The 26,228-nt window shown below is 69.1% G+C and carries 25 protein-coding genes; 8 read left to right on the top strand and 17 right to left on the bottom strand.

The window, feature by feature from the left end:
- Positions 1-180: 180 nt before the first annotated feature.
- The 3 genes from UA75_RS01130 (at position 181) to UA75_RS01120 (ending at position 3,888) form a co-directional block, all read left to right on the top strand.
- A complete protein-coding gene (locus UA75_RS01130) occupies positions 181-1,140 on the top strand; it encodes a trypsin-like serine peptidase (RefSeq protein WP_198042896.1) in 960 nt (319 codons plus the stop codon).
- Positions 1,140-1,580, top strand: coding sequence for a hypothetical protein (locus tag UA75_RS01125; RefSeq protein WP_075738100.1), 441 nt, complete (start codon positions 1,140-1,142; stop codon positions 1,578-1,580). Before UA75_RS01130 ends, UA75_RS01125 begins: the two co-directional genes overlap by 1 nt.
- A gap of 424 nt (positions 1,581-2,004) precedes the next feature.
- Complete coding sequence (locus tag UA75_RS01120) at positions 2,005-3,888, top strand: prolyl oligopeptidase family serine peptidase (protein WP_083683882.1); 1,884 nt, start codon at positions 2,005-2,007, stop codon at positions 3,886-3,888.
- Positions 3,889-4,081: 193 nt separating this feature from the next.
- Here the strand turns inward: UA75_RS01120 and UA75_RS01115 are convergent, their stop codons facing one another.
- From UA75_RS01115 to UA75_RS01100, 4 genes are all read right to left on the bottom strand, one after another.
- Complete coding sequence (locus UA75_RS01115; protein WP_075738096.1) at positions 4,082-5,272, bottom strand: carbohydrate-binding protein; 1,191 nt, start codon at positions 5,270-5,272, stop codon at positions 4,082-4,084.
- Between the two features lie 485 nt (positions 5,273-5,757).
- Entirely contained in the window at positions 5,758-6,249 is a 492-nt protein-coding gene (locus UA75_RS01110; protein WP_075738094.1) for a Dps family protein, read from the bottom strand.
- 79 nt (positions 6,250-6,328) lie between these two features.
- Positions 6,329-6,754 (bottom strand): organic hydroperoxide resistance protein, encoded by a 426-nt coding sequence (locus UA75_RS01105; RefSeq protein ID WP_075738092.1) that lies wholly within the window; start codon positions 6,752-6,754, stop codon positions 6,329-6,331.
- A 290-nt stretch (positions 6,755-7,044) separates the two neighbouring features.
- Entirely contained in the window at positions 7,045-7,605 is a 561-nt protein-coding gene (locus UA75_RS01100; RefSeq protein WP_075738090.1) for an NADPH-dependent FMN reductase, read from the bottom strand.
- Positions 7,606-7,843: 238 nt separating this feature from the next.
- Between UA75_RS01100 and UA75_RS01095 the strand changes: the two genes are divergently transcribed.
- Positions 7,844-8,047 carry a hypothetical protein gene (locus tag UA75_RS01095; RefSeq protein ID WP_157433929.1) on the top strand — a complete coding sequence of 68 codons (204 nt, stop codon included), beginning with the start codon at positions 7,844-7,846 and terminating at the stop codon, positions 8,045-8,047.
- A 440-nt stretch (positions 8,048-8,487) separates the two neighbouring features.
- Here the strand turns inward: UA75_RS01095 and UA75_RS01090 are convergent, their stop codons facing one another.
- The 4 genes from UA75_RS01090 to UA75_RS01075 all read right to left on the bottom strand — a co-directional run bounded on the left by UA75_RS01090 (position 8,488) and on the right by UA75_RS01075 (position 12,985).
- On the bottom strand, positions 8,488-9,939 hold the full coding sequence (locus UA75_RS01090; RefSeq protein ID WP_075743274.1) for a catalase: 1,452 nt from the start codon (positions 9,937-9,939) through the stop codon (positions 8,488-8,490).
- A gap of 44 nt (positions 9,940-9,983) precedes the next feature.
- Positions 9,984-10,436 carry a Fur family transcriptional regulator gene (locus UA75_RS01085; RefSeq protein WP_075738086.1) on the bottom strand — a complete coding sequence of 151 codons (453 nt, stop codon included), beginning with the start codon at positions 10,434-10,436 and terminating at the stop codon, positions 9,984-9,986.
- A gap of 177 nt (positions 10,437-10,613) precedes the next feature.
- Complete coding sequence (locus UA75_RS01080; RefSeq protein WP_075743273.1) at positions 10,614-11,699, bottom strand: aspartate-semialdehyde dehydrogenase; 1,086 nt, start codon at positions 11,697-11,699, stop codon at positions 10,614-10,616.
- 20 nt (positions 11,700-11,719) lie between these two features.
- Complete coding sequence (locus UA75_RS01075; RefSeq protein ID WP_075738084.1) at positions 11,720-12,985, bottom strand: aspartate kinase; 1,266 nt, start codon at positions 12,983-12,985, stop codon at positions 11,720-11,722.
- A 185-nt stretch (positions 12,986-13,170) separates the two neighbouring features.
- Here UA75_RS01075 and UA75_RS01070 point away from each other — a divergent pair, with 185 nt between their 5' ends.
- Both UA75_RS01070 and UA75_RS01065 read left to right on the top strand, forming a co-directional pair.
- Positions 13,171-14,412, top strand: a complete 1,242-nt coding sequence (locus UA75_RS01070; RefSeq protein ID WP_232237590.1) for a glycosyltransferase family 39 protein — start codon at positions 13,171-13,173, stop codon at positions 14,410-14,412.
- Positions 14,413-14,589: 177 nt separating this feature from the next.
- Positions 14,590-15,213, top strand: a complete 624-nt coding sequence (locus UA75_RS01065) for a nitroreductase family protein (protein ID WP_075738082.1) — start codon at positions 14,590-14,592, stop codon at positions 15,211-15,213.
- 129 nt (positions 15,214-15,342) lie between these two features.
- Here UA75_RS01065 and UA75_RS01060 read toward each other — a convergent pair whose 3' ends face one another.
- On the bottom strand, positions 15,343-15,627 hold the full coding sequence (locus tag UA75_RS01060) for a hypothetical protein (RefSeq protein WP_075738080.1): 285 nt from the start codon (positions 15,625-15,627) through the stop codon (positions 15,343-15,345).
- 305 nt (positions 15,628-15,932) lie between these two features.
- Here UA75_RS01060 and leuA point away from each other — a divergent pair, with 305 nt between their 5' ends.
- Positions 15,933-17,735, top strand: coding sequence for a 2-isopropylmalate synthase (gene leuA / locus UA75_RS01055; protein WP_075738078.1), 1,803 nt, complete (start codon positions 15,933-15,935; stop codon positions 17,733-17,735).
- Between the two features lie 286 nt (positions 17,736-18,021).
- The gene (locus tag UA75_RS01050) at positions 18,022-18,252 is read left to right on the top strand and encodes a hypothetical protein (RefSeq protein WP_083682833.1); all 231 of its coding nucleotides are present in this window, start codon (positions 18,022-18,024) and stop codon (positions 18,250-18,252) included.
- 131 nt (positions 18,253-18,383) lie between these two features.
- Here UA75_RS01050 and UA75_RS01045 read toward each other — a convergent pair whose 3' ends face one another.
- The 8 genes from UA75_RS01045 to UA75_RS01010 form a co-directional block, all read right to left on the bottom strand.
- Positions 18,384-19,433 carry an ABC transporter ATP-binding protein gene (locus tag UA75_RS01045; RefSeq protein ID WP_232237784.1) on the bottom strand — a complete coding sequence of 350 codons (1,050 nt, stop codon included), beginning with the start codon at positions 19,431-19,433 and terminating at the stop codon, positions 18,384-18,386.
- Between the two features lie 128 nt (positions 19,434-19,561).
- Positions 19,562-20,557, bottom strand: a complete 996-nt coding sequence (locus UA75_RS01040) for an ABC transporter ATP-binding protein (RefSeq protein ID WP_075738074.1) — start codon at positions 20,555-20,557, stop codon at positions 19,562-19,564.
- Positions 20,558-20,559: 2 nt separating this feature from the next.
- Entirely contained in the window at positions 20,560-21,495 is a 936-nt protein-coding gene (locus tag UA75_RS01035) for an ABC transporter permease (RefSeq protein ID WP_075738072.1), read from the bottom strand.
- Complete coding sequence (locus tag UA75_RS01030; protein WP_075738070.1) at positions 21,495-22,505, bottom strand: ABC transporter permease; 1,011 nt, start codon at positions 22,503-22,505, stop codon at positions 21,495-21,497. Before UA75_RS01030 ends, UA75_RS01035 begins: the two co-directional genes overlap by 1 nt.
- Before the next feature lie 40 nt (positions 22,506-22,545).
- Positions 22,546-24,240, bottom strand: coding sequence for an ABC transporter substrate-binding protein (locus UA75_RS01025; RefSeq protein WP_075738068.1), 1,695 nt, complete (start codon positions 24,238-24,240; stop codon positions 22,546-22,548).
- A gap of 131 nt (positions 24,241-24,371) precedes the next feature.
- Positions 24,372-25,043 (bottom strand): uridine kinase, encoded by a 672-nt coding sequence (locus UA75_RS01020; protein WP_318533282.1) that lies wholly within the window; start codon positions 25,041-25,043, stop codon positions 24,372-24,374.
- Positions 25,040-25,648, bottom strand: coding sequence for a recombination mediator RecR (gene recR, locus UA75_RS01015; RefSeq protein ID WP_075738066.1), 609 nt, complete (start codon positions 25,646-25,648; stop codon positions 25,040-25,042). The genes UA75_RS01020 and recR overlap by 4 nt, the downstream gene beginning before the upstream one ends.
- Before the next feature lie 83 nt (positions 25,649-25,731).
- Positions 25,732-26,094 (bottom strand): YbaB/EbfC family nucleoid-associated protein, encoded by a 363-nt coding sequence (locus UA75_RS01010; RefSeq protein WP_232251145.1) that lies wholly within the window; start codon positions 26,092-26,094, stop codon positions 25,732-25,734.
- Between the last annotated feature and the right edge of the window lie 134 nt (positions 26,095-26,228).

Genomic DNA, 26,228 nt, shown 5'->3' with positions numbered 1-26,228 from the left:
ACCGCCTCGATCAACCATTCGCACGCCGATGACTCCACAGCGCGGTCGAATAAGAAGATCGGGCCTTGTCCAGACCGGCGGACGTCGCTACTCTGATCAATGGTGCAGGGGGACGTCCCTCGAATTCCGATCGATCGGACGCTGCATCACACACTGCCGAGTATTGGGGGATACCTGGCTATGAAGAGTTCTCTTCGTTCTGCGTCGATGATCTTATGCACGGCTCTGACCGTGGCACTCACCTCGGGGACGACCACCGCTCTGGCCGCCGAGGAAGCCGATTCGAATAAACCGGAATTCGGTGTCGCGCAACCGGTCGGACAGCAGATCGACGGCCGAGTACTGAGTCCGCTCGATCTGCCGACACGCCGTGCAGAATGGGCCGCAGACCGCCCCTTCTTCACCGGAACCGGCGATCTCGCCGACGCCGGGACGGGCGTCTCCTTCGACGGCGCACCACCCGCGTCGAGCGGGGGCGAGAGCCAGCCGCTGTCGATCTTCGATCCTGATCAGCGGTCTCAGGTGAGCGTCACCACGACCTTCCCGAGCCGAGCCGTCGTACACACCACCGCGACCGGACGTGGCGGTTGCAGCGGCTTCCTCGTCTCGTCCGACACCGTTCTGACCGCAGGTCACTGTCTCCATCCCGGCGGGACCGGCAGCGCGGGCGACTTCTACACGAACGTCCAGGTGTTTCCCGGCCGCAACGGCAGTTCACTCCCGTACGGGAGCTGCGGACGCACTCAGCTCTGGACGGACCAGACCTGGATCGACAGCAGCAACACCAACCAGGACTGGGGCGTCATCAAGCTGAACTGCACGATCGGCAACACCACCGGCTGGTTCGGCTTCCGCTGGCAGTCGAATTCCTATGACGGCACCCACATCACGATTCGCGGCTATCCGGGTGACAAGCCCGCGGGCACGATGTGGTTTCACGGCGGACCGATTCGACAGTCCCTCGGCAACAAGCTCCACTACACGGTGGACACGGTCGGCGGCCAGAGCGGCTCGCCGGTCTACAATGATGCCTTCAGCGCGATCGCCATTCACTCCAACGGCCGCACACCGCAGGTCGACTACAACAAGGGGACTCGCATCACTCAGAGTCTGTTCGAGTTCATCGACGGGGTGCGGTGATGGCGCCCCGGCATCGCCGTCCGCTCGCCGGCGCCGTCCTCGTCCTGCTCACCGTCGTGATCACGGCGGCATGTTCGGGGGGATCCGACTCCGGGGCGCGGCCGGTGTCGGACACCGACACCGACACAGGTTCGGGCGTTCGCACGTCCGCGACCTTCCAGGGCCGGGTCGAGACGACGACGGGCGCGGCGGTGCCGGGGTGCCTGATCGTCCCGACGGCCGTGGACGGCGCCACCGAGATCCCGGAGATGGCCGTCATCTCCGACGACGAGGGCGCCTTCACCTGGACGCTGCCCGCCGGTGCCTACACCTTCTCGACGACGTGCGACTCCGAGACGAATCCGGACGCCCTGGCAGCCCATGACGGTCTGAGCGGCACGAGCGACGAGGTACGGGCGGATCGGGCCGAGACGACCTCGGTGACGATCGTCGTCGAGTGACGACGGCTCAAGGCTGAGTGCCGCACCGAACGTGCGGGCCGGGTCGGGAAGCGCTCCCTCCTGAGACTCGGCGCGGCATGACGACGGCCCGCCGGGACGGCGTGGCCGACATCGGACGACACGCCGGTCTCGACGACGGCTCGTCGACCGCCCGAGGTCGTCCGCCACGGAAGGTGGACGACTCGTGCGACGGTACCGAACTCGGGTCCGCGCGAATGCCATGGTCGCGTCCCTCTCGCGGGGGTCGGGCCGATCCGACGGCGGAGTACTCGCTTCTCCCGCATGCTGCCTTGGCCACGCAGAGCACGGCCGTCTCCCCCTGCCGCCGGTGTCCTTCTTCAAACCGCGTCTCGGACCAGCGCTGCGGCAATCATCCACGCGGGCGGACTCCGATGACGGCTTCGAGTCCGGCAGTATCGGGGTGGTGAGCACCCATCCCCACGCCGAGATCCCCGAACAGCTCTTCGCCGACCCCGAGGCCGAGGCCCGATGGCGGGCCAGATTCACCTCGGCACGCAACTCGACACCGGACTGGGCCAGGCTGGCGCCCGACCGGAACCTGTACGTCTCCAACGTCAGTGGTGTCTGGGAGGTCTATGCCTGGGACCGAGCCACGGACACCCATCGCCAGGTGACCGACCGTCCCAACGGCACGATCCACGCCACGCTGAGTCCCGACGGCGAGACGATCTGGTGGTTCGCCGACACCGACGGCGACGAATTCGGCCAGTGGATGGTCGAACCGTTCAGCGGGCGGGCGCCCGCTGAGGAGGCGCAGCAGGCCTTGCCGGGGGTGCACGACGGCTACCCGGCAGGCTTGGAGATCGGAACTGACGTGGTCGCCTCCGCCACGGCGACCGACGACGGCACCACGATCTGGGTGAGCCGAGGCGTCCAGGGCGACCGCGGCAGCGCGGCCGTCGTCTACCAGAGCGAGCACGACGCAGGTGCCGCCGCGCTGTCCTACGACGAGACGCTGCTCGCGATCTCGCATTCCGAGCACGGCGACTCCCGGCATCCGGCGCTGCGGGTGCTGCGGCTGGGCGACGGATCCGAGGCGGGCGACAGCACGGTTCTGGCCGAGAAGTGGGACGGCGAGGGCAAGGGACTGGACGCGATCGTGTTCTCGCCGATCTCCGGTGATCAGCGGCTGCTCGTGTCGCACGAACGGCGCGGCAGGCCCGAGCTGCTGATCTGGGATCTCGACACCGACACCGAGTCGGAGCTGCGGCTGGACCTGCCCGGCGAACTCTCCGCGGACTGGTACCCCGACGGCCGCTCGCTGCTCATCTCACATCAGTACCGGGCGCGCGGCGAGTTGTACCGCTACGACATCGCCGACGCGACGCTGACCCGGCTGAACACCCGACCGGGCACGGTCGGCTCCGCTGCCGTGCGCCCCGACGGAACGGTCGAGTACGGCTGGTCCAGCTCCCACTCTCCCTCCGTGGTGCGTGCGTTGTTCACCGACGGCACCGACCAGGTGGTCCTGACACCTCCCGGCGAGCCCGCGCCGCCGTCGGTGGCCTTGACCGACGCGTTCGTGCCCGGCCCCGGCGGCGAGATCCACGCACTGGTGACCCGCCCCGCCGACGCGCCGGACGGGCCGCTCCCGACGTTGTTCAGCCTGCACGGCGGGCCGCACGCCGAGGACGAGGACCGGTTCTCCGCGAACCGGGCGCTCTGGGTCGACGCGGGGTTCGCGGTGGTGCACGTGAACTATCGGGGCTCGACCGGGTACGGGTCCGAGTGGCGGGACGCCATCGAGGGCAGGCCCGGTCTCACCGAGCTGGAGGACGTCGCGGCGGTCCACGACTGGGCGGTGCGCACCGGGCTGGCCGACCCGGAGAAGTGCGTGGTGGAGGGCGGTTCCTGGGGCGGCTACCTCACGCTGCTCGCGCTGGGCACGCAGCCGGAGCGCTGGGCGGCAGGCGTGTCGGCAGTCCCCGTCGCCGACTACCTGGCGGCCTATGAGGACGAGATGGAGCCGCTGCGCGCCTTCGACCGGGCGCTGTTCGGCGGGTCACCCACCGAGGTGCCCGACCGGTATCAGGAGTGCTCGCCGCTGACCTATGTGGACGCAGTTCGCGCTCCGGTGCTGGTGCTGGCGGGCGAGAACGACCCGCGCTGCCCGATCCGTCAGATCGACAATTACCTCGACCGGCTGGCGCAGCGCGGTGTGCCCTACGAGGTGTACCGCTTCGATGCGGGCCACGGATCGCTGGTCGTGGCGGAGTCGTTGCGGCAATGGGTCGCCGAGGTGCACTTCGCCCGGCGGGCCCTCGGCCTGGCCTCTCCGGTCGCCTGAGCGACGAGCGCTCGAGGCGTGGCTGCCTCGTCACCGCCGTCGAATCCGACGGTGACGAGGCAGCGACCCGGAATCACTCCCGCCTGGCGCGCGCAGGGACGCGGGGCGGGCGTGCCGGGTCCGCCGAGCCCGCATCGCCCGACAGGACGAGCAATGCGGGCTGCAGGACCGGATCAGCGAAGGCCGGAGGAGATCAGTCGAGATATTCGGCGAGGATGCCGGTGAACTCCCAGGGCTGCTGCGGGACTCCGCTGCATGCCGAGGCGTCGCCACCCGTGCAGGGCCGGTCGCGGTTGACCGACCAGAAGGTGAGCCGGGCCAGTCCGTGCTCCTGCGCGTAGCCGAGCATCTCGCGGAAATGTCGTTGGGTGACGATCTCGCCCTGATCGGTCGTGCCGTTCATCGAGGAGATGCCGATGCGCTGGTAAGCCTCGGTCTCGGAGTATCCGTAAGCGGCGCGGACGGCGTTCTGCAGGCCCTCGGCCGCGCGAATCGAGTCCTGGCCCATCTCCGTGCCGCCGTTGAAGTTGAACGGCATGATCGTCCAGCCGTCGACGTCCAGCCCGGCCGCCGCGCCCTTCTGGATCAGCCGGAGGCCGTTGGCGTCCGGACCGGAGACGGCGGTGCCCATGGTGATGTAGATCAGCAGATCCGGGTTGTCCCTGGCGATGATGGCCAGTGCGTCGATGTTGCGCTGCTGCGTCGCATCGCCGTAGAACTCGGTGTTCTCGATGTCGAGATCGATCGCCTGAAGATCGAAGGCGTCGATGACCTGCTGATAGGCGGCGGCCAGCGAGGTCGCGTCCTGACAGGACTCGCCGAGCTTGTTCCCGCTCCACCCGCCGATGGACGGGATGACGTCGCCGCCCGCCGCCCGGATCTCGTTGATGCGCTGTTCATCGATGCCGCCGGTGAGCGGCCGCTGACCGTCCCAGGACGGGGTGCAGCTGCCCGAGGACAGGATGAAGGCCATCGTGAACCATTCGACGCCGGTCGCGTTCATCACCTCGACGGCGCTCGGCGGGTTTCCCCAGCCGTAGTAGAGGTAGGGCGCGACCGCGATGGCCCCCGGATCGGCGGGATCGCCCGGGTCGCCCGGGTCGCCCGGATCTCCGCAGGGACCGAGGTTCTCCCAGACGCCCCACTCGCCCGTGGTTCCCGGCGTCTCGCCCTGCGTCCACCACTTGGCGCGCCACTCCGAACCGGCGTGCGAGGCGAGGTCGCCTGCCACGTAGACCGTGCCAGCGTTCCAGGCGGGGGCCTCGCAGGCCTGCGTGACACCGGGCATGGTCGGCTGATCGGCCACGGCAGGCCCGCCTCCGACCAGGGGGAGGAGCAGGACCCCCGCTGCCGAGGCGATGAGACTTCGGACCCGAGTACGCATGTCGTCTCCTTGACAGGCAGTCCGGACGCGGAGGTGATCCGCATCACGAAAATGGACTAGACCAGTCGGCCATGTCAAGGGTGCTGTGATCAGGACTGCGCGGCCTGCCGCCATGGCGCCGGAAAGGGCAGGTTCGGCTGCCCGAACGGACGGCGGTACCCGGCACGTCGGGGCAGAACGGGGTGCATCGCGGGTGCAGCCGAACCGTGCCCCGCGCCTGCACGGGAACGGCGCTCCGCGCCTCCGCTGCTCAGGGCCGGGTCGGGGGTCGTGTCGTCGGCCGAGTCGGCCGCACTGAGTCGGCCGCCGCGCGGGCATCCCGTCACGCGGCTACGGCGTCACCGACGGACTCCCACCGCCGGGACTGCGGAACACCGTCACCGCAGACGTCGGACACGCCGACGCCCGGCAGGCGGCCCCGCATACGATTCGGGCCGGACGCGATCGCGTCCGGCCCGAAAGCTCGTCGTTCGTTCGATTGGCGCCTACTTCTGCTGCTGCGTCTGCCACATCCACCGGGCCTTCTCCAGCTTCGCGGTGATCTGAATGAGCAGATCCTGGGTCACCTGGTCCGTCTTCTCCGTCTCGTCGATGCGGGCGCGCAGGCGATGCACGATCTCGCTGAGCGCCTCGACGACATCGCCGACCACCTGTTCCACGCTGCGCCAGCCCGCATGCACATGGCGGAGCCCGCTGCCCTGGGCCACCGTGGCGGCCCGGCCGTCCGGCGACACGGCCAGGGCCGACATCCGCTCCGCGACGTCGTCGGCGAAGTCCCGCGCGACCGAGACGAGTTTGTCGAGCTGGAGATGCGCGGAGCGGAAGTTCGCTCCCACGACGTTCCAATGCAGTTGCTTGGCCAGCAGATGCAGGTCGATCAGCTCGAGCAGGGTGGCCTGGAGGGCATGACATGTCACGTCACGCTCACCGTCACCGAGCGGGCTGGTCAACGGGCTGGTGATCGAGTTCTTGGTCATTGGGTCCTCACACCTTCTCGTGACGGATTCAGTGGAGTTCACGATGCCCACGATGGATACGGACGTCTGCCGCCTTGGATCAGGCGACGGCGGACACCGTGACGTCGATGTTGCCCCGCGTTGCCTTCGAGTAGGGGCAGAGCTTGTGCGCGGCCTCGACGACCTCGTCAGCCTGGGCCTGACTGAGTTCGGGCAGCTTCGCCTCCAGCGTGACGGACAGTTGGAAGCCACCATCGGCTTCGTCCTTGCCGATGCCCACCCGTGCCGTCACCTCGCTGGCTCGCAGCGGCGTGCCGGACTTGGCCGCCATCGCACGCAGAGCGCTGTGAAAACAGGCGGAGTAGCCCGCGGCGAAGAGCTGCTCCGGATTGGTCGCGGCGCCGCCGGGGCCGCCCAGCTCGGTCGGACTGGCCAGTCGTTCGTCGATCACACCGTCCGAGGACCGAACCTCGCCGTCCCTGCCCTGTCCGATGGACACGGCTTCTGCGATGTACAGCGGGGTCATCGTGACGGCCTCCCGACGCTGGACGAGGATCCTTCTCGCACGGGCCGACCACCGGCCTCCTGCGCTGGAGCTGGGGTACCCGTCCGGCCGCGCGATTATGCGTTCGTCAGGCCGTCGAGAGGCCGACGGCAGACATCGACGGCGCGGCGTAGGCGTGACGCATCGGCTCGGCCTGCATCGACCACGCTCCGCAGCACCCTCTCGCCAGTCAGTACCGGGCCCCGCGCGCCGGTCGCGCGGGGCCCGTCCCAGGCGGAGCCTGCCTGCGCGGCCAAGGCGCCGCCGATCGGTCAGCCGTGGCGCCGTCGGGCGAAGTCGACGACCTGTTCGCCGATGGTGTGCAGGGTGCCCGCCGTCTTGGCGTCCGTGCAGCCGCCGTCCTCGTCGAACCGCACCTCGCCCGCGTGCAGGGCGGCGCCGAGCGGAGTCGGCCAGCCGCGCAGCGCGTGCACGATCGACCGCAGCGCCGTCAGCGTGCTGACCGCCGCCTGCCAGCCCTGTGCGGTGCCGACGCAGCCGACGGCGCGGCCGTCGAGATACGGTCGTGCGTCGCCACGCAGGTCCTCGACGTAGTCGAGGGCGTTCTTCACCAGCCCCGACACCGTGCCGTGGTACCCCGGCGACACGAGGATCACGCCGTCCGCATTGCGCAGGACGTCCACCAGCCGTCGGGCGCTGTCCGTGCGGTCGGTCACCGAGGGGTCGTAGAAGGGCAGCACCAGGTCGGCTCCGGCGAGGGTGGTCGTCTCCGCGCCTGCCTGCCGGGCGCCCGCGAGGACCGCGCTCAGGGTGCGCTCCGACTGCGAATCCGAGCGAATGGATCCGCCGATGCCCACCACCCGGATGGTCACGCCGGTCGCGCCCGGTCGGCGGGGTGTGCGGGACTCGACGTATCGCCCACGGCGATCGACACGGTTCGGCTCACCCCCACAGCCTAAAACCTCAAGCTCACTGCAGGTCAAGCCTTCGGGCCCGATCTCGCCCGGCGACAATGCCCTTCATGTTCGCCGTGGATCGCCTGGCGACGTCCTGGCGGCCAGCCCCACCCGAGGATTGGGGCTGGGGCAGACCCGGGCCTACTGTGCAGGGGTGAGCGAGGAGCACTACGAGTCGACCCTGCCGGACCCGCGGCCCAAGCTCTCCACCGTCTGCCCGAGCTGCGAGGGGAGCGGCCAGATCGTGGAGCCCGCATTGGCGCTGCTCGGCAACGTGGGCCGCACCGTCCATCACCTGCGGCCCTGCCCCTGGTGCAAGGAGTCCGGCTACCTGCCGGGCCTGCAGCCGCTGGCCTGAATCGGGGCCGAGGTCGGCAATCGGTCTCGGGCGGCAGGCGATGCGAGGGCCGAAGATCTCGCGGACGCGGCGACGGCGTGGCCGCTCGGCCCGAGCCGTTCCCGCACTCGAACACGAAGAGCGTATGGCGAATCTCACTCAGCCTAAAGAATGGGCATGATTTCACCGTTAAGAGTGAAGATCCCGCGCGGAGCGTCGGGATTTCCACCACTTTCGGGGAGCCCCGCGAGCCCTGACCTGCGGTTCCGACACCGATCGAAGCGAGTGCGGGGCTCGAAGAGATCGGCGGCCGCCGGGTTTCGCCCGTCCTGCGGGTGACGAAGACGGAAGGTGCGGCCCGGCGAGAGGGGGGAGCTCGCCGGGCCGCCGGACGGCAGTACGCCGTCCTTCAGGTCCCTCGATCCTGCGGCTGGGGGTCCCACAGGATCGAGGGGGTCAAGTCAGCTTCCGTCGAAGGCGGCGGCGATCTTGTCGCCCAGCCCCTTGTCGACGTTCCGCCAGTACTGCAGCGCCCGATCCAGCACCGGCTTCGAGACGCCGTTGCTCAGGTGGCCCTGGACATTGGCCACCAGGCGAGCCCGCTGGTCGTCGTCGAGCACGGACCGGACCATGGTGCCTGCCTGACCGAAGTCGTCGTCCTCGGCGTGCAGCCGGTAGGCCGACCGGACGATCTCGTCGGTCACGCCGAACGCCGCGCTGGTCTCGCCCGCCTTCTGCGCGTCAGCGTGCGGTCCGCCGTAGGAGTTCGGCGCGTACACCGGGTCGCTCGGGTTGGAGTAGCGCATCGCGCCGTCCTTGGCGTACGAGTTCACCGGGGACTTGGCCTGGTTTACCGGCAGCTGGGCGTAGTTCGGCCCGATCCGGTAGCGGTGCGCGTCCGGGTAGGAGAACATCCGGCCGAGCAGCATCTTGTCCGGCGACGGTCCGATGCCCGGCACCAGGTTGGTCGGCTCGAACGCGCCCTGCTCGATCTGCGCGAAGTAGTTCTCCGGGTTGCGGTCCAGCACGAGGCGACCGACCTTGATCAGCGGGTAGTCGCCGTGCGGCCACACCTTGGTCAGGTCGAAGGGGTTGAACCGGTAGTCCGCGGCGTCCTCGTACGGCATCACCTGGACGTGCAGCGTCCAGCTCGGGTGATCGCCCGCGACGATGGCGTCCCAGAGGTCGGCGATGTGGTGATCGGCGTTCTCACCCGCGAGCGTGGCCGCCTCGGAGGAGGTGAGGAAGTCGATGCCCTGGTCGGTCTTGAAGTGGTACTTGACCCAGAACTTCTCGCCGCCCGCGTTCTCCCACAGGTAGGTGTGCGAGCCGTAGCCGTTCTGGTGCCGCCAGGTCTTGGGGATGCCCCGGTCGCCCATCAGCCAGGTCACCTGGTGCGCGGACTCCGGCTGCAGGGTCCAGAAGTCCCACTGCTGGTCGTGATCCCGACGACCGTTGTCGGCCCGCCGCTTCTGCGAGCGAATGAAGTCGGGGAACTTGATGGGGTCCCGGATGAAGAAGACCGGCGTGTTGTTGCCGACCAGGTCGTAGTTGCCCTCGCTGGTGTAGAACTTGATCGCGAAGCCGCGCGGGTCACGCCAGGTGTCCGGGGAGCCCAGCTCACCGGCGACGGTCGAGAACCTGGTCAGGGCCTCGGTCTTGACGCCGGGCTGGAAGAGCGCGGCCTTGGTGTACTGGCTGACGTCCTCGGTGATCTCCAGGAACCCGAAGGCGCCGCCGCCCTTGGCGTGCACGACCCGCTCCGGCACGCGCTCGCGGTTGAACTGGGCGTTCTTCTCGATCAGGTAGTGATCCTGCAGCAGGATCGGGCCGTTCGGGCCCGCGGTCAGCGAGTGATCATCACTCGCCACCGGGATGCCCACGTTGTTCGTGGTGAAGCGTGCGTCGGTCACGCGCCCAACCTCCTTGTTCGCTTCCGGGTGAGACTGCCCGGCCGTCAACCGGCCGAGCAGGGGGCACACAGGCCCCAGAAGACGACTTCCGCCTCGTCGACGACGAAACCCGCCGTGTCCGAGGGCTCCAGGCATGGCGAGTCACCATGTACGCAGTCGACATCGGCAGTGCGTCCGCACTGCCTGCAGACCAGATGATGATGATTATCGCCCGTGCGGGTCTCGAAGCGGGCCGGGTGTCCCGCAGGCTCGATCCGCCGGAGCAGACCGTGAGCGGTGCAGGCGTGCAACACGTCGTACACAGCCTGGGTGGAGACCACACCGAGCCGAGATCGCGCAGCGGTGGCGACCTGCTCTGCGGTCGAATGCGGATGCCGGGCCAGCCATTCGAGCACCGCCAGCCGAGGAGCCGTCACCCGCAGACCGACGCCGCGCAGTGCGTCGCGCGGGTCGGGAGCCGCGTTGCGGCCCTGCCTGGGTGCCGTGGTGGGAGCCATACGACCGACAGTCCACCACCTAAACTGGAACAAGTCAAGAAAATGGGTGGTTCTGATCTGCATCGGACGGGCGGGCGGTCCCCCCGGCGGACCGCCGCGGAGCCGAGACGAGAAGTCGGCCGCCGGGAGGACCGGCGGCCGACCTGAGGAACCCTCGCGCCGGCGGTGCGGCAGACGTCAGTCCGCCACCACCTGCTCGGCGATCTCGTAGGTGTTGAGGGCGGCACCCTTGCGGAGGTTGTCGCCGCAGACGAAGAAGTCGAGCGCGTTCGGGAAGTCCAGCGACTGCCGGATGCGCCCCACGTAGGTGGGATCGCCGCCGACGACGTCGGCAGGCGTCGGGTAGACGCCGTTCGCCGGGTCGTCCATCAACACCACCGTCGGCTGCGCGTCGAAGACCTCGCGGGCCTGGGCCACCGTCACCGGACGCTCGAACACGGCGTGCACCGCGACCGAGTGGGTGGTCACCACCGGCACCCGGACACAGGTCGCCGAGACCTTCAGATCCGGAATGCCCAGGATCTTGCGCGACTCGTTGCGGACCTTGATCTCCTCCGACGCCCAGCCGTCGTCCTTGAGCGAGCCCGCCCACGGCACGACGTTGAGCGCCAACGGCGCCGGGAACGGCGAGTCGGCCTGGACCAGGCCTGCGGCCGTCAGTGCCTCCCGGACGTCCCCGGCGCGGACGCCGACGTCCTTGCCCGCCACGGCGGCGAGCTCCGCGTACAGCCGGTCGACGCCTGCCTGGCCTGCACCCGAGACGGCCTGGTACGACGCCACGACCAGCTCGCGGAGTCCGAACTCCCGGTGCAGGGCGCCCATCGCGGCCATCATCGACAACGTGGTGCAGTTGGGATTGGCGATGACGCCCTTGGGCCGCCTGGCGACGTCGTCCGCGTTGACCTCCGGCACCACCAGCGGCACCTCCGGGTCCATGCGGAAGGCGCCGGAGTTGTCCACCGCCACCGCGCCACGGGAGGCCGCCACGGGCGCCCACTCGGCCGAGACCTCGTCCGGCACGTCGAAGCAGGCGACGTCGACCCCGTCGAAGACCTCGGGGGCCAGCGCCAGCACCGTCAGCTCGCGCCCGCGCACCGTGATCTTCTTGCCTGCCGAACGCGCCGAGGCGATCAGCCGGATCTCACCCCACGGCACCGACTCGCGACTGTCCAGGATGTCGATCATCACCGAGCCGACGGCGCCGGTCGCGCCGACGATGGCCAGCGTCGGCCGCCCCGTGTCGCCGTCAGTCGTCTGTGTCACCTGACTGTTCACTACTCCCCTCACCGACCCGAACCCGCGTACACGACGGCTTCCTCGTCAGTGCCGAGCTTGAAGGCCTCATGGATCGCCCTGACCGCGACGTCCAGATCGTCGTCCCTGATCAACACCGAGATGCGGATCTCCGAGGTGTTGATGATCTCGATGTTCACACCCGCGTTCGCCAGCGCCTCGCAGAACGTCGCGGTGACCCCGGGATGCGAGCGCATTCCCGCGCCGACCAGCGACACCTTGCCGACCCGGTCGTCATAGCGGACCTGCTCGAAGCCGACCTCGGCCTGAAGCCGTTCCAACGCGGCGACCGCCGTCGGGCCGTTGTCCCTCGACAGGGTGAAAGTGATGTCGGTTCGCCCGGAAGAGCTGCCGGAGACGTTCTGCAGCACCATGTCGATGTCGATCTCGGCGTCCGCCACGACCCGGAAGATCCGGCCTGCCACACCCGGCGTGTCGGGCACGCCGACCACGGTGACCTTGCCCTCGGAGCGGTCGTGCGCGACGCCGGTGATCATCGCCTGTTCCACGGTCAGATCCTCCACTGAGCCGGACACCACGGTGCCGGGCTTGTTGCTGTACGACGAACGGACGTGCACCGGTACGCCGTATCGGCGGGCGTACTCGACACAGCGAAGCATCAGCACCTTCGCGCCGCAGGCCGCCATCTCCAGCATCTCCTCGTAGGTGATGGTCTGAAGGTGTTTGGCGTCGGACACGATCCGAGGATCGGCGCTGAACACGCCGTCGACGTCGGTGTAGATCTCACAGACGTCGGCGTTCAGCGCCGCGGCGAGCGCGACGGCCGTGGTGTCGGAGCCGCCTCTGCCGAGGGTGGTGATGTCCTTGGTGTCCTGCGCGACGCCCTGGAACCCGGCGACCAGGACGATCGCCCCCTCGCCGAGGGCCTGCTGGACCCGGCCGGGGGTGACGTCGATGATCCTGGCCTTCTGATGCACCGGGGTGGTGATCACGCCTGCCTGGGAACCCGAGAACGACCTGGCCTCCGCGCCGAGCGCGTGGATGGCCATCGCGACCAGTGCGTTGGAGATCCGCTCACCGGCGGTGAGCAGCATGTCCATCTCGCGTTCCGGCGGATTCGGGGACACCTGCTTGGCGAGTTCGAGCATCTCGTCCGTGGTGTCGCCCATGGCCGAACACACGACGACCACATCGTTGCCCGCGTTGCGGGTCTCGACGATGCGCTCGGCCACCCGTTTGATCCGGTCGGCGCTCTGCACAGAGGATCCGCCGTATTTCTGGACGACGAGCGCCACGTCTTCGAACCTCCTGAAGATCAGCCTTGATGCGACCCCGGATGTCGACTCGACCTGAACAGCATCGAGCCCCCACGGGTCGCTCCGCTGCGAGGTCAGCCTACAGAGAATTCACGGATAACCCGAGTTCCAAGGCCTCCGACTAGCCTTGACCCCCTGATCAACCGACCCTGGGGAGGACCGGCTTGTCCGCCACGTCGACGGCCGAAGACGCACGCTCGGACCCCACCCGCAGTCCGGGGTCTGAGCAGGGCAGACCGTCGATCGCCGAGCGGCTGTCCGGCTGGGCGACGGCGCATCCCCGACCGGCCCGGTTCGCGATGCTCGCGGCGCCCGCTGTGGTCTACCTCGCACTTCGCCAGCTGGGCCTGATCGTGCTCGGCTGGGCGGCTGATCGACACGGAGTGTCACCGATCGACGCGCGGACCGCGTGGGACGGTCAGTGGTACCTGAGCATCGCGACTCGCGGGTACTCCGACGTGTCGCCGGAGCTGTACGACGCCTTCGGCAGGCGCACCGAGGACACCTCGACGGCGTTCTTCCCCGGCTATCCGGCCCTGATCCGACTGCTGGACGCCATGCCGGGCAGCCAGCCCGTCCCCACGGCGCTGCTTGTCAGTCTGCTGAGCGGCGTGGCCTGCGCCTATGCCCTGATGCGGCTGGCCGCCTCGGTGTCGGACTCGCGCCGCGTCGGACTGATCCTGATCGCGCTCTTCACCTGCACGCCGTTGTCGATCGCGCTGTCGATGGCCTACTCGGAGGCGTTGTTCTGCGCGCTGGCGGCCTGGGCGCTCGTCGGGGTCGTCGAGCGACGCTGGCTGCTGGCCGGCCTGTGCTGCGCTGCGACGGGGCTGGTCCGGCCCACGGCCGCCGCCCTGATCCTGGCCGTCGGTCTCGCCGCTCTCGTCGCCGTGCTGCATCGCCGAGACGGCTGGCGGCCCTGGGCCGCCGGGCTGCTGGCGCCCCTGGGGATGCTCGGCTATCTCGGCTGGGTCGCGTTGCGCACCGGCTCCCCGACCGGCTGGTTCGACGTGCAGCAGGAGGGCTGGGACTCCCGATTCGACGGCGGCGCGGCAACCCTGCGCTTCACCACCGAGGTGCTCGCGAGCGGCCGGTCCGTGCTGGAGATCGGCACGATCGCCCTGCTGATCGCGGGGATCGTCTCCACCGTGGTCGCGGTGCGGATGCGGCTGCCATGGCCGCTGGTGGTCTACGGCGCGGGCGTACTCGTCATGGACATCGGCTCCAACGGCCTGATGAACTCCAAGGCGCGGCTGCTGCTGCCCGCCTTCACCCTGCTGATCCCCGTCGCCATCGGCCTCGGTCGACGACGACCCGGCACCGCGTTGACAGTCGTCGCCGCTGCGGCGCTGGCGGGCTCCTGGTTCGGTGCCTACGCACTCGTCGCCTGGCCGTACGCGATCTGAGTTCCGGCGACCGGGGAGGCCCCGAGATGCCGGGCTCCGGAAGATCGCCCCTCAGTCTGGGATGGCCGCAGGCGGGCTCGTGCCTGCGGGTTCCGCAGAGTGAGCGACGTCGCCGCCCCGCCGCGCCCATGGCTACGCTGGCCCCGCCAGGTCCGTCGAGCAGGAAGGACTGCCCAGGTGAGCGAGTCGAGCACACCGCCGATCGGGAACTCCGATCGCCGAGGGGAGAGCAGCGTGGAACTGCACCCGCTCATCGCCGACCGGTGGAGCCCGCGCAACCTCGATCCGACGGCCGGGTTGGAGCTGGAGCAGCTGCGGCCGCTGTTCGAGGCCGCGCGTTGGGCACCGTCCTGGGGTAACAGTCAGCCTGCTCGCTACCTCGTCGGGATTCGCGGCAGCGAGACCTTCGACCGGATCGCCGACTCGCTCTCCAGGGGGAACAAGGCCTGGGCGCCTGCCGCCTCGGCGCTGGTGATCGGCATCGCCGTCGTGCTCGACGAGGAAGGCCACCCGCTCCCCTACTCCGAGTACGGCCTGGGGCTCGCCACCCAGAACCTCGTGCTGCAGGCGGTGGCGGAGGGCATGATCGCGCACCAGATGGCCGGATTCGACGCGGAGGCCATCGCCGAGGCCTTCGGGCTGCCCGACAGCGTCGAGCCCAGGGTGGCCATCGCGCTGGGCCGCGTGGCGCCCCCGGAGACCGGCCCGATCGACCTGCGGGAACGCGATGCGAAGCCCCGTCGACGCCGCTCGCTGGACGAACTCGTCTCCGGCGAGGCCTGGGGCACACCCGCGTTCTGACGACCGGGCGTCGATGCCGAGCGGACGGGTGCCCTGGCGGCTGGTCGAACACGGGACGCGGGAGGCCTCGGTGCCTGCTCGGCGAGCTCAGGGCGCGATTCGCCCCGCGCCCCCGTCGGGTCGCCGTGCTCAGCCGAACGCGCGCGCCAGAATCCCGGCGACCACCACCCAGAAGAGCGCCGCGACGCCGTAGTCGACCAACACCTGCAGGGTCGCGTCGTCGACCTGGATCAGGCCGGGCCACCACAGAGCCAGCCAGTCCGCGAGATTGCCGATCAGCGCGACCACCTCGATGCTCGTGTCGACGTTGAGCAGGATGAGGAGGACGTTCGCGACCAGCACGGCTGCCAGGACGAAGCCGACAGCATTGATCAACCCGGCCAGTCCACTGCTTCCACGCTTCGATGCCGCCATGAGATGAGTGTTTCTCACTGGCGGATCGACTTACACTCCGCCGTTCGGCCTAGTGCTCGTGCCGCCTGCCCGAGCGCGGTCGCAAGGACCGGTCGAGGGCTTCGACCAGCCGAGGCCGTCGTGCGACTGCTCTCACCATCTGGACCACGGGGTTTCGCGCGGACGGCCCGGTCGGTTAGCCTCTCGTCCGTGGCTCGCGCACTCCTGCTTCGCCGCCGCGACGGGGTCTGACCAGACCGGCTCCCCGGCGCGGAGTTCGAGGCCGTCGGTCGTCGCACCCGGCATCAGTAGGAGAACACCCCGTCATGACCAGCCACTCCGACATCTCCGCGCCCGACGCCTTCAGCAGCGGCCGCAGCCGCCTGCGCGTCCCGTCGCGACCGGCGCCCGCCGATCAGCCCGTCTGGAATCCGCAGCGGGGCAGCTCGATGCCCTTCCATCGTTACCTGCCCTTCGCCGAGCAGGTGGAGCCGATCGTGCTGCCCGACCGCACCTGGCCGGACGTCACGCTCCGCTCGGCTCCGCAGTGGTGCGCGGTCGACCTGCGGGACGGCAACCAGGCCCTGATCGACCCGATGTCGCCTGCTCGCAAGCGCCGGATGTTCGACCTGCTGGTGCGGATGGGTTACAAGGAGATCGAGGTCGGCTTCCCCGCGGCGAGCCAGACGGACTTCGACTTCGTGCGCGAGATCATCGAGGACGAGGCGATCCCGGACGACGTCACGATCCAGGTGCTGACCCAGGCCCGGCCCGAGTTGATCGAGCGGACGTTCGAGGCCGTCGAGGGCGTCCACAAGGCGATCGTGCACCTGTACAACTCGACGTCGATCCTCCAACGCCGGGTGGTCTTCCGCAGCGAGCGGGAGGGCATCAAGAAGATCGCGACCGACGGCGCCGAGCTGGTCGCCGCGTTCGCCGAGAAGTACCCGGAGACCGAGTTCCGCTTCCAGTACTCGCCCGAGTCCTACACCGGCACGGAGCTGTCCTACGCCGTCGAGGTCTGCAACGCCGTGATCGAGATCTGGCAGCCGACGCCGGAGGCGCCCGCGATCATCAACCTGCCCGCGACGGTCGAGATGGCCACGCCCAACGTCTACGCCGACTCCATCGAGTGGATGCATCGGAACCTGGCCCGGCGGGACTCGATCGTGCTGTCCCTGCATCCGCACAACGACCGGGGCACCGGAGTGGCCGCCGCCGAGCTGGGCTACCAGGCAGGCGCCGACCGCATCGAGGGCTGCCTGTTCGGCAACGGGGAGCGGACCGGCAACGTCTGCCTGGTCACGCTGGCGTTGAACCTGTTCAGCCAGGGCGTCGACCCGCAGATCGATCTGTCGGACATCGACGAGGTACGGCGCACGGTCGAGTACTGCAACCAGCTCGCCGTGCCGGAGCGGCACCCCTACGGCGGCGAGCTGGTCTACACCGCCTTCTCGGGCAGCCACCAGGACGCGATCAACAAGGGGCTGGACGCGCTGCGGGCCGAGGCCGAGGCGGCGGGCACGTCGATCGACGACTTCCGCTGGGCCGTGCCGTATCTGCCGATCGACCCGAAGGACGTCGGCCGCAGCTACGAGGCCGTGATCCGGGTCAACTCGCAGTCCGGCAAGGGCGGCGTCGCCTACATCATGAAGACCGAGCACCAGCTGTCGCTGCCGCGCAGGCTCCAGATCGAGTTCTCCAAGCTGGTGCAGGCGGTCACCGACTCCGAGGGCGGCGAGGTCGACCCGAAGGCCATGTGGGACGTCTTCGCCACCGAGTACCTGGAGCCGACGGCACCGCTGCGACTGAGCAGGCACCAGGTGAGCGGCGGGGACGACGACCACATCACCGCGACCGTGGTGGTCGACGGCGAGGAGCGCGAGATCACGGGTACCGGCAACGGTCCCATCTCGGCGTTCGTCGACGCGCTGGCGACGATCGGCTATGACGTCCGGGTCCTCGACTACGTGGAGCACGCACTGACCGGCGGGGACGACGCGAAGGCCGCGTCCTATGTGGAATGTGCGGTCAGCGACCGGCTGTTGTGGGGAGTCGGCGTGGACACCTCCACCGTCACGGCCGCGCTGCGCTCGGTCGTCTCGGCCGTCAACCGCGCGCACCGCTGACCGTCGCGGCCGCCGGGAGACACCGACTCCGATACGGCCAGGAATGCCCTGCCACGTCGGATGCAGGCGGGCTGGACATCCACTGTGGACACCGGTCCCCGGCATCCGGCGGCATCAGCGCCGAGGCCTCGTCGACTCGCGGCGGCCCGCGCCTGCGACGGCGGTCGATTCTGCTGATCAGGGCGGGCCGAGACACCGACCGGACGATCACCATGACACCGGACGCCAGTACTGTGAATACAATTCTGGTTCTGTTGCGGCCCTACTAGCGATGAATGGAGACGGCATGAACGCCGGATCGGACGAGACACTGCGCTGGTGGGTCGACTGCTCGGACGCCTCAGGCCGGGCCCGACAGCTCACCGTCCTCGTGCTGGGCGACCGCGTCGCGGTCGTGACCCCGCCCGGTGAGACCGCCGTCCTCGGTCCGGCGGACGCCGTCGGCCTGGCGCAGGCCCTCGACCGCGCCTCCGACGCGCAGAAGCTCATCACCGCCGATGCCCAGGTGCCGTCCTGATCGCCGGTCGCTCCGCCTAGGAGATCGGCGGACCCCTTCTCCTCCCGGTGGCCACCGGACCCAAACACAGTGACGCCCGACCCGGCTGGCCCGGGTCGGGCGTCATCTGTGTGTGCTTCTGGATCAGCCGATCAGTGGTGGTCCAACGCCTCCGTGACCGAGGCTGGTCCGAACGGCGAGTCGGTCGAGCTCTGCGCGAGATCGGGATCGATCGCCTCCGGCGTGACCTCGTGACGACTGATCCTGCCGTCGCGGATGTCCTCCGCGAAGTGGCAGGCGACCCGGTGGCCGGGCGCCAGCTCCCGCAGGGCGGGACGCTCGGTGTCGCACCGAGTCTCCTGCCGCCACGGACACCTCGTGTGGAACCGACAGCCGCTGGGCGGTGCGGCGGGCGAGGGCAGGTCGCCGGAGAGCAGGATGTGCTCCCGCCGGTCCTCCAACGCCGGGTCGGGCACCGGAACCGCCGACAACAACGCGCGGGTGTACGGGTGCAGCGGCTCGGTGTAGAGCTCGTTAGAGGTGGCCTCCTCGACGATCCCGCCGAGGTACATCACCCCGACCCGGTCGGAGATGTGCCGCACGACCGCGAGGTCGTGGGCGATCACCAGGTACGTCAGGCCGAACTCCTGCTGAAGGTCGCCGAGCAGGTTGATCACCTGCGCCTGCACCGAGACGTCCAGCGCGGAGACCGGCTCGTCGGCCACGATGAGATCCGGGTTGACCGTCAGCGCGCGGGCGATGCCGATCCGCTGCCGCTGACCGCCGGAGAACTCGTGCGGATACTTCCGCAGTGCGTTCTCCGGCAGGCCGACCGCCGCGAGCAGCGTCAGCAGTCGGTTGTGGGTCTCCTCGCGGTTCTTGTCCAGGCCGTGCGCCCGAAGACCCTCCACGAGGATCGACTCGACCGACTGACGCGGGTCCAGGGAGGACAGCGGATCCTGGAACACCATCTGCATCCGCTTGCGCATCCGCCGGAGCGGTTCGCCCTTGAGCGTGGACAGGTCGGTGCCGTCGAAGACGACCCGCCCCGTGGTCTCGTCCACCAGCCGCAGCAGAGCCCTGCCGAGCGTGGACTTCCCGCAGCCGGACTCGCCGACCAGGCCGTAGGTCTCGCCTCGGCGAATCGTCAGGTCCACCCCGTCGACCGCGTAGACATAGCCGACGGTGCGGTCCAGGATCATGCCGCGCTTGATCGGGAAGTGAACCTTCAGGTCCTCGACGGAGACCAGGACCTCCGACTGGTCGGCATCTTGCGCAGCCGCCGTCTCGTCCGTCGCCGGACCCGGGTCTGCGGTGGTGCTGGCGGTGCTCATCCGGCCACCTCCTGCTTCTCGTTCCGCCGCTTGATCGGGTTGTGACAGCGCAGCAGCCGATCGCCGTCGGACTCCATCGCGGGCGTGGTCTGCTCGCACACGTCCAGCCGGTTCGGACAACGCGGGGCGAAGGCGCAGGCGGAGTGCCACGGCAGGTTGTCCGCCATCGAACCCTCGATGGGGGTGAGCCGTTCCCCGCGCGTCGAGTCCAGCCGGGGGATCGAGGCGAGCAGCCCCGAGGTGTACGGGTGTCGCGGCTCGGCGAACAGCCGATGTCGGCCCGCCCGCTCCACCATCCGTCCGCCGTAGAGGACGTTCACCTCGTCGCAGAGGCCCGCGACGACGCCGAGGTCGTGGGTGATCATGATCAGCGCGGTCCCGGTGTCGCGGACCAGTCCGGCCAGCAGGGACAGGATCTGCGCCTGGATGGTGACGTCGAGCGCCGTGGTGGGCTCGTCGGCGATCAGCAGCCTCGGCTTGCAGGCCAGGGCCATCGCGATCAGCCCACGCTGCCGCATGCCCCCGGAGAGCTGATGCGGATACTCGTCGAGCCTGCGCTTCGGGTCGGGGATGCCGACCCGGTCGAGCAGCTCGGCCGCCTCGACCCTGGCCGCCTTGCGGGCCATGCCTCGATGCCGCTCCAAGACCTCGGTCACCTGGAGCCCGATGGGGACCACCGGATTCAGCGAGGAGAGCGGGTCCTGGAAGACCATTCCCAGATCCCGACCGCGCCGCTCGTCCATCTGGCGGTCGCTGAGCCGAAGCAGATCGGTGCCCTCGAACTCGACGCTGCCGCCGACCGTCACCCCGTGCTGGGGCAGCAGGCCCATGATGGCCAGCGAGGTGACGGACTTGCCGCAGCCGGACTCGCCGACCAGGCCGACGGTCTGGCCGGGTTCCACGTCGAAGCTGATGCCGTCGACCGCGGTGAAGGGCTTCTCACCCTTGCGTTGGAACGTGACGGAGAGATCGCGAACTTCGAGCAGTGCCATCCTTACCGCCGCCTCTTCGGGTCAAGCGCGTCCCGCATCGACTCACCGACGAGGGTGAAGCCGAGCGCCACCAGGATGATGCAGCTCGCTGGATAGAACGCCAGGTGTGGATGTGTGTCGATGATCGTCTGCGCCCCACCGAGCATCTGTCCCCACTCTGGGATGGCGTCGTTGGCGGCGCCGAGCCCGAGGAAGGAGAGCGCGGCGGCGTCGATGATGGCGACCGCCAGCACCAACGTCGCCTGGACGATCACCGGGCCGAGCGCGTTGGGCAACATGTGCCGGAACACGATCGCGCCCCGCTTGACACCCAGCGCCCGCGCCGCGAGGACGTGGTCGCTGGATCGCTGCGCGAGCATCGCGCCGCGCAGCAGCCGGGCGAAGACCGGGACCTGCACGATCGCCACGGCCAGGATGACGGTGAACTGCGTCTGCCCCGCGAACAGGGCGCCGATCGACACGGCCAGCAGCAGCGACGGGACCGACAGCATCACGTCGACGATCCGCATGACCAGCGAGTCCACCCAGCCGCCGAACGCGCCTGCCAGCGTGCCGAGCGTGAGCCCGCCGCCGAGGCCGATCAACGTGGCGAACAGCGCCACCAGCAGCGTCTGCTGGGAGCCGAGCAACAGCCGGGACAGCAGGTCTCGGCCGTTCTGGTCGCCGCCGAGGGGATGGCCGTCCTGCGCGGGAGGAATGCTGTTCGTCGCCGCCGACACCTGGTCGGCCAGCAGCCGAGCACCGGGGTCATGCGGGGCCAGCAGCGGCGCGAGCAGCGCCAGCAGCACGAACAGGCCGATGATCGTCACACCGACCAGGAAGGTGGGGCTGCGACGAAGTCGCCGCCACGCCGAGGCCAACAGACTGGTCCCCGCGTCGGCGGGACCCGCCTCGGCCAGAGAGTCGATTCGCTCCTTGCGAGCGTTGCCGATCGCCATCACCGCGTCCTGATCCGGGGATCGATCGCCGCGTAGGACAGATCGACCACCAGGTTCACCAGCACGTACACCATCGCCGCAGCGATGATCACGACCTGAAGCACCGGAAAGTCCTTACGCTCGAAGCCCAGCGCCAACGCCTGCCCGAGCCCGGATATGTTGAACACACGTTCGGTCAGCACCGCTCCCGAGAGCAGCGCGCCGGTCTGGAGCCCGATCGTCGTGACCACCGGCAGCATCGCGTTGCGCAGCACGTGCCGACGTCGGATCACCGAGCCTGCCAGCCCCTTGGAGCGCGCCGTGCGGACGTAGTCCTCGTCCAGCACGTCGAGCACGGCGGCACGGGTGATCCGGAAGATCACCGCGAACGGGATGGTCGACAACGCGACCGCGGGCAGGATGAGATGCAGGAAGGCATCCCAGGCCGCATCCCATTCCCTGGTCATCAGGCCGTCGAGGATGTAGAACCCGGTGATCCTGGTCGCGTCGAGCCCCGTGCTCTGCCGCCCGGAGGCGGGCAGCCAGCCCAGCTCCACCGCGAAGATCCACTTGAACAGGAACGCCAGGAAGAACACGGGCACCGCGATGCCGATCAGCGACCAGCCGACGCTCAGGTTGTCCAGCCAGCCGCCGCGCCGACGCGCCGCGAGGTATCCGACCGGGATGCCCACCGCGATCGCGATGAGGATCGCCATGAACGCCAGCTCGAGGGTCGCGGGGAACCGCTGGAGGAAGACCTCTAATGCGGGCACGCCGCGCTGGACGCCGGTCGAGGTACCGAAGTTCCCGGTGAAGGCACGTTCCAGGAAGCTGAAGTACTGCACGAAGATCGGCTGGTCCAGGCCCAGCTCGGTTCGAAGTTGCGCTGCGGATTCGGGGGTGGATCGGTCTCCCAGGAGGGCCGAGACAGGCCCTCCCGGGAGAATCCGAAGCCAGCCGAACAGCAGCACCGAGAGCACGGCGATGACCAGCACCAGCTGTGCCAGCCGCCGAACGGTGTATCGGAGCACGCGTTCGCCTTTGGTGGTGGGGTTCGGTGTCGAAGCTGATCTACTCGGTCACGGTGACGGTGTTGAACTCCTCCGCCGTGAGCGGGCTGGTGATCAGGCCCTCGACGTTCGGTCCGACGACGATCGCGGGCGGCGAGTGCGACAGCGGGATCGAGGGCAGCCACTCGGACATCATGTTGCGGTTGATGTCCTCGTAGAGCGCCGCACGGGCGTCGGGGTCCGGCTCTGCATCGGCGGCCTGGAGCGCCTCGGACAGCTCCTCGCCGCCCTCCGACTCACCGGTGAAGAACTGGCCCTCCAGATCGGTGAAGAAGGTGCCGATGAAGTTGTCGGCCGTGTTGTAGTCGCCGGTCCAGCCGAGCAGGAAGAGCTGCGCGTCGCCCTGGTTCGTGCGCTCGGTGTACCCGCCGTTCCACGGGGTGCTGACGGCCTCGACGGTGATGCCCACGGCCTCCAGGTCCTCCGAGACCGCATTGAAGATGTTCTGCGGGCTCGGCATGTACGGCCGGGTGACCTCAGTCGGCCAGTGGAACTCCACCGTCAGGTCGGACGCACCCGCGTCGGCGAGCAGCGACTCGGCCAGGTCGGGGTCGTACTCGTAGGTCTGCACGTCGTCCGCGTAGCCCTCGACCGTGTTCGGGTAGAACTGGGTCGCGACCTCGGCACCCGCGGGCATGGTCGCGGCGACCAGCTCCTCGCGGTCGATGGCGTGCGCGATGGCCTGCCGGACCTGGAAGTCACGCAGGCTCTCGTTCTCCTTCTGGGAGATGCCCAGGTAGAGGATGTTGAACGGATCGCGGACCTCGACCTGGAAGCCGCCGTCCTGCAACGTCTGGTAGTCGGCGGGGTTGGGGAAGTCGTAGCCGTCGATGCCGTTCGACTGCAGCTCCTGGCGCCGGGTGGTCTCGTCCGGGATGATCCGGAAGATCAGGTTCTCGACCTGTGCCGCGGCGTCGGCATCCCAGTAGTCCGCGTAGCGGTTCAGCTCGATCGTCGCGTTGCCCTCGTCGTAGGACGAGAACTGGAACGGACCGGTGCCGGTCGGGTGCTCACGGGCGTACTCGGAGAAGACGAAGCTGTCGCCCTCCGCTTGGACGTCGTCCGCGTCGTACTCCTCCAGCGCCGTGGGCGACTGCATGGAGAAGGACGGCAGGCCGAGGATCGCCGGGAACTTGCCGGTGGCCCTGGTGAGCTGGATGACCGCGGTGCTCTCGTCCTCTGCTGCGCAGGACTCGAACAGCGAGGGCGAGGCACCGTCGGAGAAGCCGCCGAAGGTGTTGTTCCAGTAGTAGGAGATCGCCGGGTTCTGCCCGGTGCCCTCCTGGTTGTACCAGCGGTCGAAGTTGAAGCAGACCGCCTCGGCGTTGAAGGGGGTGCCGTCGTGGAAGGTGACGTCCTCTTCGAGGTTGAAGGTCCACGTGAGGCCGTCCTCCGACGACTCCCAGTCGGTGGACAGCTCGGGTTCGACGTCCACGCCGCCCGGTTCGAAGCCGACCAGGCCCTCGAAGATCTGCCGCGACACGCGGAACGTCTCGCCGTCGCTGGCGAAGAACGGGTCGAACAGCGCGGGTGCCCCGGCGGCACCGAAGACGAATGTGTCGCCCGTGCTGCCACCCGTGTCACCGTCGGAGGTTCGCTCCGACTCTGCACAGGCGGACAGGACAAGGGCTCCGGCGAGGCCCACGGCGCTCAGCCGTAGGAGCCGCGACCTCAGGGCCGTTCGGGATGTGGCCATCACGCACCTCAGTGTTCGGGCTAACTCACAGTTGGTCGCAGACGATAACCCTTAGGCGCTACCGATCCGTAGCGTGACCGGGTCACGATCCCGACACGCTGAACTATGCCACCGGATTTCGCCGGTCACCCTCACTGTCTGTGACGATCCGATGAAACGTGCGGAGTCAACCAACTGCCGTCCGTCACGAGGACGTCGGCGCGTTCCCACGGCCGATCCTCGGCGAACCAGGCACGTTCGAAGCGCTGCCAGCCGTGCATCGGCGTGCGGATCACCTCACCGTCCCTGGCCACCGCTCGCTCACGTCTGTGCTGTTCATCACCCCAGGAGATCCACACCAGCAGGGAGAGCAGTTCCGAGGCGGCACGTCGTCCCGTCGTGACGCCTTCCAGCACCAACACCTCGGGAATCGGCACCTCGACCGATCCGCCCGGCTGTGGTCCCGAATCGGTCCACTCGATGCGCCGGTAACCTCCCGGCCTGCCCGCCCGCAATGGCGCTAACACTCCGTGTTCGAGCCGGTCCCACCAGCCTTCGGGCTCGGTCCAGGTGGCGAAGTCGTCCGAACGCACCAGGCCGCCGACGACTCCGCGAGCAGGCAGGGCGGCGAGGATCGCATCCGCCAGGGTGGACTTCCCCGATCCGGAGGGCCCGTCGACGGCCAGCACTCGCACCCGACCCAGCCTGGCCGGGCGCCGCAGCACCGCGTCGATCAGCCCGGCCACCCGGTCCGCCGGGAAGGCCGGACCATCGCCGTCGGTGCGCCCGGTCCGCTCACGGTCGGCCTCCCCGCTGTCGGTCACACCGTGCGGCGTCCGGACAGCGCCCGGCCGAGGGTCAGCTCGTCGGCGAACTCCAGGTCGCCGCCCATCGGCAGGCCGGAGGCCAGCCTGGTGACGGTCAGACCGGGGAAGTCGCGCAGCATGCGGATCAGGTAGGTCGCGGTGGCCTCCCCTTCGGTGTTGGGGTCGGTCGCGATGATCACCTCGTTCACCTCGACCCCGTCCACCGAGCTGCCGATCCTGGCCAACAGCTCGCGGATCCGAAGCTGGTCCGGACCGACTCCGGACAGCGGGTCCAGCGCGCCGCCCAGGACGTGATAGCGCCCCCGGAACTCGCGAGTCCGCTCCACGGCGGGAACGTCCTTGGGCTCCTCGACGACGCACACCACCCTGGGGTCCCGCCGCACATCCCGACAGATCCGGCAGGTCTGCTCCTCGGAGACGTTGCCGCAGACATCGCAGAACACCACGCCCTCCTTGACCCGCTGCAACACCTCTTGCAGCCGAGTCACGTCGGCGGGCTCGGCGGACAACAGGTGGAAGGCGATCCGCTGGGCGCTCTTGGGACCGATGCCGGGCAGCCGCCCCAGCTCGTCGATCAGATCCTGAACCGGACCCTCGTACAACCCGACCTCTCCTTAACCTGGCTGTTGGCGCGAGGCGACGACAACGCCGAGGAAGGCCTTCGACGTGCCTGCTGTGCTGTCGGCTACTGGGGGAATCCAGGCAGTGCCGGGCCGCCGGTTCCGCCGCCGAGACCACCGAGGCCGCCGAGGTCGCCCAGACCGCCGAGTCCGCCTGCCACCGGGCCGAGCTTCTGCTGTGCCAGCTCCTGGGCCTGCCGGTTCGCGTCTCGCACCGCCGCCACGACCAGGTCGCCGAGCGTCTCCGTGTCGTCGGGGTCGACGACCTTCGGATCGATGTTCACCGTCTGAAGCTCGCCGGAGCCGTTGACGGTCGCGGTCACCAGGCCGCCGCCCGCACTGCCGGTGACCTCGGCCTCGGCGAGTTCCTGCTGAGCCGCGAGCACCTGCTGCTGCATTCGCTGTGCCTGCTGAAGAATCTGCTGCATGTTGGGTCCACCGGGCTGCACTTGTCTGGTTCCTCTCCACGACGGGCGGGGACTGCTCGTCAGCCTACGGCGTGTTCTGCGCGCTCCGATGCGGCGTGGCGATGGCGCCGCCCTGCACCGGCCGCCCTCGGTGC

Origin of the sequence: Actinoalloteichus sp. GBA129-24, from assembly GCF_001941645.1 — a bacterium.
Taxonomy (GTDB): domain Bacteria; phylum Actinomycetota; class Actinomycetes; order Mycobacteriales; family Pseudonocardiaceae; genus Actinoalloteichus_A; species Actinoalloteichus_A fjordicus.
The sequence above is the reverse complement of the archived record's forward strand: the minus strand, read 5'-3'. Positions and strand labels throughout refer to the sequence as shown.